The sequence below is a fragment of the Pirellulales bacterium genome (genome assembly GCA_035533075.1).
Taxonomy (GTDB): Bacteria; Planctomycetota; Planctomycetia; order Pirellulales; family JAICIG01; genus DASSFG01.
This window is the reverse complement of the sequence record DATLUO010000167.1, coordinates 1-10,135: the sequence shown is the minus strand read 5'-3', so window position 1 is coordinate 10,135 and position 10,135 is coordinate 1. Positions and strand designations below refer to the sequence as shown.

Sequence of the window (10,135 nt, the reverse complement as noted above, 5' to 3'; positions counted from 1 at the left end):
GATTGTGGTTCTTGGATTCGACCGTAGGGCGGGACCAGCGAGCTTGCGAGCGCCGGCCCACCCGTGGGGAGGCTTTAGGCGATGGGCGTTAGGCGTTAGGAATGATGAACGCCAACGCCCAACGCCCAACGCCTATCGCCCAACGCCTATCGCCTAAAGCCTAAAGCCTAAAGCCTAAAGCCTGGCGCCTTTCCCACGGTGGGCCGGCGCTCGCAAGCTCGCTGGTCCCACCCTACGTCTCCCTCCTATAATGCCGGTCATGGTCTGACTTCCTCGCGACATGCCAGGTAAATCAACGATGGCGGAAAAGACGTATCTCGCGGTCGATCTCGGTGCTTCGGGCGGGCGCGTGCTGGCGGGATTCTTCGACGGCCAGCGCTTGCGCGTCGAGGAGCTGCACCGCTTCGAGAACCGGGCGGTGGAAGCGGCCGGCAGCCTGTATTGGGACGTGCTCGGGCTTTGGTCGCACGTGCGCGACGGCCTGCGGCTGGCCGGCTCGCGGCTGAAGGCCGTCGAAAGCGTGGGCGTCGATACCTGGGGCGTCGATTTTGCCCTGCTCGCGCGCGGCGACGCGCTGTTGGAAAACCCGCACTCCTATCGCGACCCGCGCACGGGCGGCATGATGGACCAGGCCATCGCCGGCGTCGGACGCAAAGAAATCTTCGCCCAGACCGGCCTGCAATTCATGCCGATCAATACGCTCTATCAATTCATGTCGCTGCGGGCACAGCGATCGCCGCTGCTCGACGTGGCCGAGTCGCTGCTGTTGATGCCCGACCTGTTTCATTGGCTGCTCACCGGCGCCAAGGGAAATGAGTTTACCAACGCCACCACCACGCAGTTTTTCAACCCGACGCGGCGGACCTGGGCCGCCGATTTGTTCGCACGGCTCGACCTGCCCGCGCGCCTTTTGGGCGAGGTGCTGGAACCGGGCACACGGCTCGGCCCGCTGCGGCCGCAGGTGGCCAAAGACACCGGCCTGGCCGGCGTCGACGTGGTCTTGCCCGGCACGCACGACACGGCCAGCGCCGTGCTGGCCGTGCCCGCTGAGGCAACCAGCGGCGATGCGCCGGACTGGTGTTACATCAGCTCCGGCACTTGGCTCTTGATGGGCGTCGAGCTGCCGCAACCGGTGATCAACGACGACTGCCTGGCGCTCAACTTCACGAATGAAGGCGGCGTCGGGCAAACCGTGCGGCTGTTGAAAAACATCACGGGACTGTGGCTGTTGCAGGAGTGTCGCCGCGTGTGGCGTGATTCGGGCAGCGACCAGACGTGGGAAGAAATCACCCGCCAGGCCGAAGAAAGCCGGCCGCTGGCGGCGCTGGTCGATCCCGATCACGAGTCGTTTCAGTCGCCGGGCGACATGCCGGCGGCCATCCGGGAGTTTTGCCGCCGCACGGGCCAACACGTCCCTGACTCGGTGGGCGAGATCGTCCGCTCGGCGATCGAAAGCGTGGCCATGAAATCGCGCTATGTGCTGTCGGGCCTGGAAAAGTTGGTGGGCAGCCGACTGGAGACCATCCACGTGGTGGGCGGTGGCACGCAAAACCGCGCCCTGTGTCAGGCCACTGCCGATGCTTGCGGTCGCCCGGTCGTCGCCGGCCCGGTGGAAGCCACGGCCATCGGCAACGTGCTGATGCAGGCGATTGCCTCGGGAGCGATCGGCTCGATCGGCGAGGCCCGCGAGATCGTCCGCCGCAGCTTTCCGATTGCTCGCTACGGGCCGCGGCAAGCGTCGCTATGGAATGAAGCCTACGAACGGTTCGTGGGGTTGCTCGACGATGTTGGGGGGCCATAAGACGGCCCAAGCGAGCTTGGGTGGCCGACGCCTCGGATCACGCTCGCGGAACTTTGCGCAGGTCCGCCTACCGCTTCGCGTCCGATTCAACTTGCAGCCGCTCAGCTTCCGCCACGCGTTCGGGCACGAGCTGTCGCAATCGCGCCACTTGCCGGCCGGCTTCCGGCAGGGGACAGGCCAGCAGATAACCGATCAACGCCCGCTCGGTGGCGGCGTCGGTATAGCCAGGCCGACCAAAAAGCAGCGTCACCCGCTCGAGCGATGCCCAGTCCTGCCACCGTGCCAAGTCGGCCAGGGCCGCGGCGGCCAATGCGGGTTGATCGAGAAAGCGACGGTAGACTTTCGTCAGCTCCGCGGCCGGAATGCCGTGGCCATGGTCGTGGTAGAAACGCAGCGCCGTCATCAAGTGTCGCAGGTCGCCCATGGCCGCCTGCTCGCGATCGAGATAACGCCGTTCCAGCCGCCGCAGGCCCGCCTCTTTGCCGACCCACAGGTAGCCGCCGAGGATGCCGTCGAAACCGCTGCGAAAATCGTTCGCCGGCGCGCTAATCCAGCGCCAGAAGTCGTCGGCGATCTCCGGGGATTCCCGTGCGGCCGCGGCCAGGCCCAAGAGTAGCCCATACAGACCCTTCCGCGGCGGCGGAACCGATTCATCGTCGATCCAGTCACGCAAGCGATCGATCGGCAGGCGGCCGGCAAGGCGAGCGATCTCGTCGAACGGGGCATGCCCGAATTCCAAATACGCGTCTTCGGCGATGAGAGGATCGGCGTGTTCCAGATAGCGAACGAAATAGCCCAATCGCTCCGCGACCGGCGTATCGAGCGGTGGCGATCGAGCCACATAGGCGTAGCTCGCTTCATTCAGCGCGATCGTCGTCCACGACGGTTTTGCCGGCGAAGTTGCGGACCGGCGTGCGCCAATGGCCAGCAGCAGCGTTCCCGACCGCGGCGCATGTTCACCGTTCCGCGCCGGCACGATGGTAATGGTTCGCTTGGTTTCGCCGCCAGCGAGACCCTTGATGGCACGGTACACCCGAAGCCTCCACGACGCACCCTCGGCCTCGACCAACTCGCCCAGAAAGACGAGTTCCGCCCGATCGCACTGCTGGGCGATCGTCGGTCGCAACGTCGTACAAAACGGGCAGGCCGCCGCGGGGCTACCGCTCAGCAGCAGGATGACGGCGACGAGTAAGGACAACCGGCGCATCAAACATTGCCCAGGTGATGTGGTGGCTCGTATTCGATCGATCCTGGCCCGTGCCGGGTGACTCGTCAAGTGCGTAGGGTGGGACCAGCGAGCTGGCAAGCGCGGGCCCACCCGTCCCGCCCTAGGTCCGCGGCCTACCCGAGGCCGCGGCTCGAACGGCCATTCGCTTATTGATAGGATGAAGGCGGAGTCGAACGACAATGGAACCATGCGAATCGAACAGGAAGCGCTCTCCGAGAAATATGACTTCAACGAGATGTATCGCACGGCCTCGTTGTTCGCGTCGAGCACCCAGGAAGCGCTCTCCGAGAAATATGACTTCAACGAGCCGTGGGATGGACCGCACAATCGATTGCTGGCGCCCAAGATGCCGGAGGTCTATCGCCGATGATGGATTGGGAAGTGACGGTCGTTGGGGCGGGAGCGGCGGGGCTGTTGGCGGCGGCGCGGGCGGCGGAACTGGGCCGACGCACCTTGCTGTTGGAAAAGAACCGGCGGCCGGGCATCAAAATCCTCATGTCGGGTGGAACGCGCTGCAATCTCACGCATGCCACCGATCGCCGTGGCATTGTCCGCGAGTATGGCCCGCCGGGCCGCTTTTTGCACTCCGCCCTGGCCGCTCTATCGCCGCAAGACCTGGTCGATCTGTTTGAGGCCGAAGGCGTGGCCACGAAGATCGAACAAGATACCGGCAAGATTTTCCCCGTCAGCGATCGGGCGTCCGACGTGCTCGACGCCCTGCTGGCCCGGCTGCGCCGCAGCGGCTGCACGCTGACGTTGGAAGAGCCGCTGATCGACCTGGAAGCGATGGAGTCAGGCGGGTTCGTGCTTACTACTGGAAAACGCAAATTGACAACCGAAAAAGTGCTCATCACCACCGGCGGACAATCGTATCCTGGATCGGGCACGACCGGCGACGGCTATGCCTGGGCCGCTAAGTTCGGTCATACGATCGTGCCGCCACGGCCCGCGCTCACGCCCATCACGACCGATGCCGAATGGGTGCGCTCTCTGCAGGGCGTCACGATTCCCGACGTGCTAGTGCGCGTCGTCGAGACCAACCCAAGTGACGCAGCGCCGTTCGCTGCCAAGAAGAACAAGACGTCGGATTGCTTGGCCGAGCGGCGCGGCTCGTTTCTGTTTACACACTTTGGTCTTTCCGGGCCGGTGGCACTCGATGTCAGCCGGGTCATCAGCGGGCATCCCCAACCGCGATCGCTAAGGCTCGTTTGCGACTTCTTGCCCGCCGTGAGCGAGGCCGAACTCGATGAACGGTTGAAAAGCGAAGCCGCGGCGGCCGGCAAAAAGCAAATTGGCGGACTGCTCGCCTCGCTCTTGCCGCGGAGATTAACCGATGCGCTTTTGACCAACGCCGGGCTTTCGGCGGACCGTAGAGCAGCGGAGCTGGGCCGCGAGGCACGGGCACGTTGCCTGGCGGCCGTCAAACGTTGCACGATTGCCGTGACTGGCACGCGAGGGTTCAAGAAAGCCGAGGTGACGGCCGGCGGCGTTTCGTTGGACGAGGTCGATTCGCGCACGATGCAGAGCCGCATTGTGCCGGGACTTTATTTCGCGGGCGAAGTGCTCGATCTCGACGGCCCCATCGGCGGCTACAATTTTCAGGCCGCGTTCAGCACCGGGTGGTTGGCGGCGGAGAAGATCAGTGACGAGACGTAGCGTGGGGCCATCGAGCTTGCGAGCGCCGGTCCACCCTACACGATTCACCACTTCAGCCCGAACTTGTCGCCGCCGGCGCCGCGGCCCAGACCGCCCTTGAGCGGACCCTTTTGCTTCGGCAAGGGCGGAGGAGGCGGCTCTTCTTCCTCGACGCCCTGTTCGGCCTTCTTTGTTTCGGGCCTGGCTTGCAGGGCCTTCATCGAAAGGCTGATCCGCTGTTGCTCGGGATCGATCGAAAGAACCTTCACTTCAACCTTTTGACCTTCGGAAACGACGTCGCCGACGCGGAACACACGCCCGTGCGAAAGCTCGGAGATGTGAACCAGCCCTTCCACGCCCGGCTCCAGCTCCACGAACGCTCCGAAATCCATGATCTTGCTGACCGTGCCTTCGTGCGTGCTGGTGGCAAAATACTTTTGCGGAGCGCTCGTCCAGGGGTTTTCGCTCAGGTCGCGGAAGGCGAGGCTGATCTTGCCGCTCTCGGCGTCGATCTTGCGAATCTTCACCTTGATCGGCTGGCCGATTTGCAGCACTTCGCTGGGATGCTTGACGCGCTGCCAGGAAAGCTGGCTGACGTGCAGCAGCCCGTCGACGCCGCCCAAGTCGATGAACGCGCCATAGTCTTGCAAGCTGCGGACCACGCCCTCGCGCACCTGGCCTTCGGCCAACTCGGCCATGAGCTTGGTCTTGGCCTCGGCCTTTTCGCGTTCGAGCACGGCGCGGCGGCTGAGCACCAGGTTGCGGCGTTCGGGGTTCGCCTCGGTCACCACGCAGGTCATCGACTCGCCGACGAACTGGGCCAGGTCCTCGACGCGGAACAACGAGATTTGCCCGGCCGGAATGAAGCCGCGAATGTGATTCACCTCGCACTCCAGTCCGCCCTTGTTGTGGCCGGTGATCTTGGCCTCCACCACCATGCCGGTGGCCAGGTCCGACCAGTCGGCCACGTCGACCGCGGCCCCCGGCAGCGACAAGTTGTAGAGACCTTCCTCCGCGTCGAAACGCGAGACGATCACTTCGACTACGGTGCCGACCTCGGGCGCGACGGGAAATTGCCGCAACGACAATACGCCCTGATTGCGGCCGCCCAGATCGACGAACACATTGTCGCGATGGATCGACGCGATGCGGCCGCGATGCTGGCTTTCGGGCGAAAGCTCCCCGGCCGACGTACCGGCGGTGGTCGGCTCGATCACTTCCTCCAGCGACATGCCGCCCAGCGCCTCTTCGACTTCCAGCTCCAGCTCGATCGGCAGCCGCTCGCGAATGTTCGGCACGGCGACCTTCGCGCCGGAAGGAGTTTCGACCGAGGGCACCTGCGGGCGGGCCTTCACTTTGGGGCTGCCCGGCCGTTGCGAGCCGATGCGGAGCTTCGAACCGCCGCGCGATCGCGATTCGTGCGTTTGGCCCGTATCCTCGGCGTTGCCGGGCGGCGAGTTGCCGGGCGACTCCGGGGTAGGGAAAACGCCGCCGGTTTCGACGTGCGGAGCAGAGGAGTCGGCGACGGGGTGCGTGGACGGCGACAACGGTTCAGAAGATTCGCTGGTCATTCTCAGCCAGGAGGATGGAGGTTGTGAAAAAGGCGGTGCAGTGGTGCTGAAAAGATGTTAGTTTATCAGCGGGTTCGCAACGTTGGTAGTGAAGAGGCCGATGCTGAATTCATTTATTCCGCCCTCGTTCGGCGAGAAGATCGACGGTTTGCTCTGGCCCTTGCGGTTGAACGAGCTTTGCTTTGTTGAACCGAATCTGCCGATGCGCGGCCGGCTGGCCGGGCTTTCGGTCGAGCAGCTCTTTGAAAACAAGATTGCCGACCGCGCAATGGCCTCGGCGTGTCTGGCGGGACTTTGGCTGTATCACGATTTTTTCGACGAATCACATTCAATCAGCCAGGAGATTTCCACCATCGAAGGAAGCTACTGGCATGCTATTCTACATCGCCGCGAGCCGGATTACGTCAACGCCAAATACTGGTTTCGCCGCGTGGGCGACCACACGATCGGGTCCGACCTGACTCGGGTGGCCAAAGAGCTGGCCCAAGGAACCAGCGACCCGGCTTCACAATTGTTACTCACCCAGTCAAGTTGGGACAGCTTCCGATTTGTTGATTTTTGCGAGGCGGCGGCGACGGGCCGGGCGAGTGGCGCTATGCTTTGCCGGCAAATCCAGCAGCGCGAGTGGTGGGGGTTGTTCGGATACTGCTTCCAGCGAGCTTGTTCGCCGGGCCGCCCACGATAAGTTGGAACTATGCCTTTTCAGTTTTACTGCCCCCAGGGACATCTGCTGGAGGGACACGAGTCGCAAATGGGGCAGCAAAGCCAATGCCCGATGTGCGGCAGCGTGTTCGTCGTGCCGATGATGCCTGGGGGCACGGTGCCGGGCGGCATGATGCCGCAGGGGCCGATGCCCGGCCAAATGCCTCCCGCGGGCTGGCCCGCATACGGACCGGCGGCCATGCCGGGCTATGGGCAAGCGATGCCGCCCGGCTACTCGCCGATGTATCCGCCCGCCTCCTACCCTGGGCCTGCGCCCGGCTATCCTGGCGCTGGACCCGTAATGCCGGCGTGGCCCGCGCCGGGCTACGGACCGCCGTCGCCGGAGCAACCGTTTGTGGCCGGACCATTTGCGCCGGCCGCGGGTCCCGCGGCGCCGGCCTTTCCCGCCGAGCCGGCTCACGACTTTCCCACGATTCAGACCGAGCCACCCGCGCAGTCCGCCGCGCCGGAACCTGCCCCCTCGCCGGCCGAGCAGCCTCCCGCGGCCGAAGAACCCAAAGAGCCGCGCATCGTGCGGATTCCTTGTCCGCAAGGTCACGAGCTGCAAACGCCGACCGATATGCTCGACCAGGAAGTGCTTTGCCCGATCTGCGGCACGCAGTTCCGTTTGCGCTATGAAGACAGCCTCGAATTCAAAGAGGAGCAGACGGAGCGGAGGCGGCACAGGGCCGAACAATTGAACCAGGCGGCGCTGAAATGGTCGATTACGGCGGCGGTGGTCGTCGTGCTCGGCATCTTGGGCATGATTCTTTATCACGTCGTAGGCGGGCCGAGTGAGCCGGACTTTCTGCCACCCGCGGAGCCGGCTACGGAAGTGCCCGCCGCACCGCGGGGCGACGCCGACGACAAAGCCGACGCCGCTGGGACTGAAGGCAATGCCGAGCAAGAACGGTAGCGTGTGCTTACTTCGAACCCCACTCGGCTGCGAGCGATCGCGGCCAGGTGTTGTCGGCCAAATGTCTCGTTTCTGCCCGCGTGTAGTATATCTCACCAGCATTGTACCGGACTGATTCTGCACGTATGCGCGAGCCCTTATTCATCCTTTGCTCCCAGCTCCCGCTCCAGCCAATCCAAGTACGCCGCGCTGCCGACTTCGATGCGTGTGGCGATGATCTCAGGCACTTCGTAAGGATGCTGGCCGCGAATCGCCTCTTCCAACCGGGCATACAGATCCAAACGGCTCTTGACGAGACATTGCCACTCCTCGGCGGCCTCAAGCTTCCCTTGCCACCAATAGCGGCTCTCGATTGGCCCGACAATCTGCACGCACGCGGCAAGCCGCGCCCGCAGCAGCGCGTCGGCGATGGACTGGGCCGCTTCCTTGCTGGGAGTCGTCGTCAGAACCTGGATGTAGTCGGTCATCGGTCACGTATTGTACTGTGAACCTAGCGGCTTGCCACGCTTCTCTTTACAATACTTGGCTTATCAAACGGGCGAGGTTTTACGGAGATTGGCGTTGATCCGAACTCATACATGCGGCGAGCTGCGGCCAAAGCACGTCGGCGAAGAAGCGACCCTCTGCGGATGGGTCGATTCCTATCGCGACCACGGCGCGGGACTGCTGTTCGTCGATCTGCGCGACCGCTACGGCCGGATACAGGTGGTCTTCGCGCCGGAATCGGGGGCCGACGTGCAGGAACTGGCCAAGTCGCTCCGTAGCGAGTTCGTGATCGCCGTGACCGGCGCCGTCGCCCGACGGCCCGAAGGTACGACCAACGCCGAATTGCCGACCGGCGAGATCGAGCTGCGGGCAAAACGCCTGCAGGTGCTCAACAAAAGCCTCACGCCACCCTTTCAGCCGGGCGCTCAGGAGCTGCCCGGCGAAGACCTGCGGCTCAAATATCGCTATCTCGATCTGCGCCGCCCCGTGCAGCAGCGGACGTTGTTGCTGCGACACCGCATTATCAAGACCATGCGCGACTACTTCGACGAGCATGGCTTTATCGACGTCGAGACACCCATGCTGGGCCGCAGCACGCCGGAAGGCGCTCGCGATTACCTCGTGCCCAGCCGCGTCCATCCCGGTTCGTTTTACGCCTTGCCCCAGTCGCCGCAGCTCTACAAGCAGATTCTGATGGTGGCCGGTTACGACCGCTATGTGCAGGTCGCCCGTTGCTTTCGCGACGAAGACTTGCGGGCCGACCGCCAGCCCGAATTCACGCAGCTCGACCTGGAGATGTCGTTCGTCAATGCCGACGACGTGATGGGCATCATCGACGGACTGGTCGAGCGGCTGGCCAAGCAGATTCTGGGCCTGGAGGTGAAACTGCCGCTGCCGCGCATGACCTACGACGAGGCGATGGAGCGTTTCGGCCACGACGCGCCCGATCTGCGGTTCGGCATGGAGTTGATCGACGTGACCGACCTGGCGGCCGAGGCCGAGTTTCGCGTATTTCGCGAAGCCGCAGATTCTGGCAAGCGCGTGCGGGGCATCAATGCCAGGCAGGCCGCGGCCAACTACTCTCGCAAGGGGATCGACGAGCTGACCGAGTTCGTCAAGCAGAACTTCGGGGCCAAGGGCCTCGTTTGGTTCAAGGTCGAAGAAGGCGGCGCGCTCGCTTCGCCGACGGCCAAGAACTTCGCCCCCGATCTGCTGAAACGGATCGGCGAACGGCTGGCAGCCGCACCGGGCGACTTGCTGCTGTTCGTGGCCGACACCTTCGAGGTGACGTGCAAGGCACTGTATGCCTTGCGGAAGCGGTTCGGCGAGGAGCTGAAGCTCTATAAGCCCGGCACGATGCACTTTTCGTGGGTCGTCGAGTTTCCCATGTTCGCCTGGGACGCCGAAGAAAACACATGGGCGGCCATGCACCATCCCTTCACGGCGCCGCGGCCGCAGGACCTGGCCATGCTGGCCGGCGAGCCTGGCAAGTGCCGGGCACAGGCCTACGACCTGGTGATCAACGGGTCGGAGGCCGGCGGCGGCACGGTCCGAATTCACGACAACCAGGTGCAGCAGCAGGCGTTTGGCTTGCTCGGTATCGATCCGGCGCATGCGCAGGAGCGGTTCGGCTTTTTGCTCGACGCGCTGCAATACGGCGCCCCGCCGCACGGCGGCATCGCCTTGGGCATCGACCGCTTTGTGATGCTGTTTGGCGGACTCGACAACATTCGCGATTGCATCGCCTTCCCCAAGACTCAGAAAGCGACCGACCTGATGACCGAGGCCCCCAGCCC

9 protein-coding genes are annotated in these 10,135 nt (G+C 64.0%); 6 read left to right on the top strand and 3 right to left on the bottom strand.

What is annotated here, in order from left to right; all coding sequences use genetic code 11:
* Positions 1-298: 298 nt before the first annotated feature.
* Entirely contained in the window at positions 299-1,801 is a 1,503-nt protein-coding gene (locus VNH11_20685; GenBank protein HVA48795.1) for a rhamnulokinase family protein, read from the top strand.
* A 67-nt stretch (positions 1,802-1,868) separates the two neighbouring features.
* Here the strand turns inward: VNH11_20685 and VNH11_20680 are convergent, their stop codons facing one another.
* Complete coding sequence (locus VNH11_20680; protein HVA48794.1) at positions 1,869-3,008, bottom strand: hypothetical protein; 1,140 nt, start codon at positions 3,006-3,008, stop codon at positions 1,869-1,871.
* 208 nt (positions 3,009-3,216) lie between these two features.
* Here VNH11_20680 and VNH11_20675 point away from each other — a divergent pair, with 208 nt between their 5' ends.
* Complete coding sequence (locus tag VNH11_20675; protein HVA48793.1) at positions 3,217-3,399, top strand: hypothetical protein; 183 nt, start codon at positions 3,217-3,219, stop codon at positions 3,397-3,399.
* Positions 3,396-4,685 (top strand): NAD(P)/FAD-dependent oxidoreductase, encoded by a 1,290-nt coding sequence (locus VNH11_20670; protein ID HVA48792.1) that lies wholly within the window; start codon positions 3,396-3,398, stop codon positions 4,683-4,685. The genes VNH11_20675 and VNH11_20670 overlap by 4 nt, the downstream gene beginning before the upstream one ends.
* Before the next feature lie 44 nt (positions 4,686-4,729).
* On the opposite strand, the gene VNH11_20665 is transcribed toward VNH11_20670, so the two are convergent.
* On the bottom strand, positions 4,730-6,235 hold the full coding sequence (locus VNH11_20665) for a S1 RNA-binding domain-containing protein (GenBank protein ID HVA48791.1): 1,506 nt from the start codon (positions 6,233-6,235) through the stop codon (positions 4,730-4,732).
* Between the two features lie 100 nt (positions 6,236-6,335).
* Here VNH11_20665 and VNH11_20660 point away from each other — a divergent pair, with 100 nt between their 5' ends.
* Positions 6,336-6,920, top strand: coding sequence for a hypothetical protein (locus VNH11_20660; protein ID HVA48790.1), 585 nt, complete (start codon positions 6,336-6,338; stop codon positions 6,918-6,920).
* Between the two features lie 9 nt (positions 6,921-6,929).
* Positions 6,930-7,853: a hypothetical protein gene (locus tag VNH11_20655; GenBank protein HVA48789.1), complete on the top strand. Its 924-nt coding sequence runs from the start codon at positions 6,930-6,932 to the stop codon at positions 7,851-7,853.
* A gap of 137 nt (positions 7,854-7,990) precedes the next feature.
* Here the strand turns inward: VNH11_20655 and cutA are convergent, their stop codons facing one another.
* Complete coding sequence (gene cutA, locus VNH11_20650) at positions 7,991-8,320, bottom strand: divalent-cation tolerance protein CutA (protein HVA48788.1); 330 nt, start codon at positions 8,318-8,320, stop codon at positions 7,991-7,993.
* 94 nt (positions 8,321-8,414) lie between these two features.
* Here cutA and aspS point away from each other — a divergent pair.
* On the top strand, positions 8,415-10,135 hold a 1,721-nt coding region (gene aspS / locus VNH11_20645), incomplete at its 3' end, for an aspartate--tRNA ligase (GenBank protein HVA48787.1).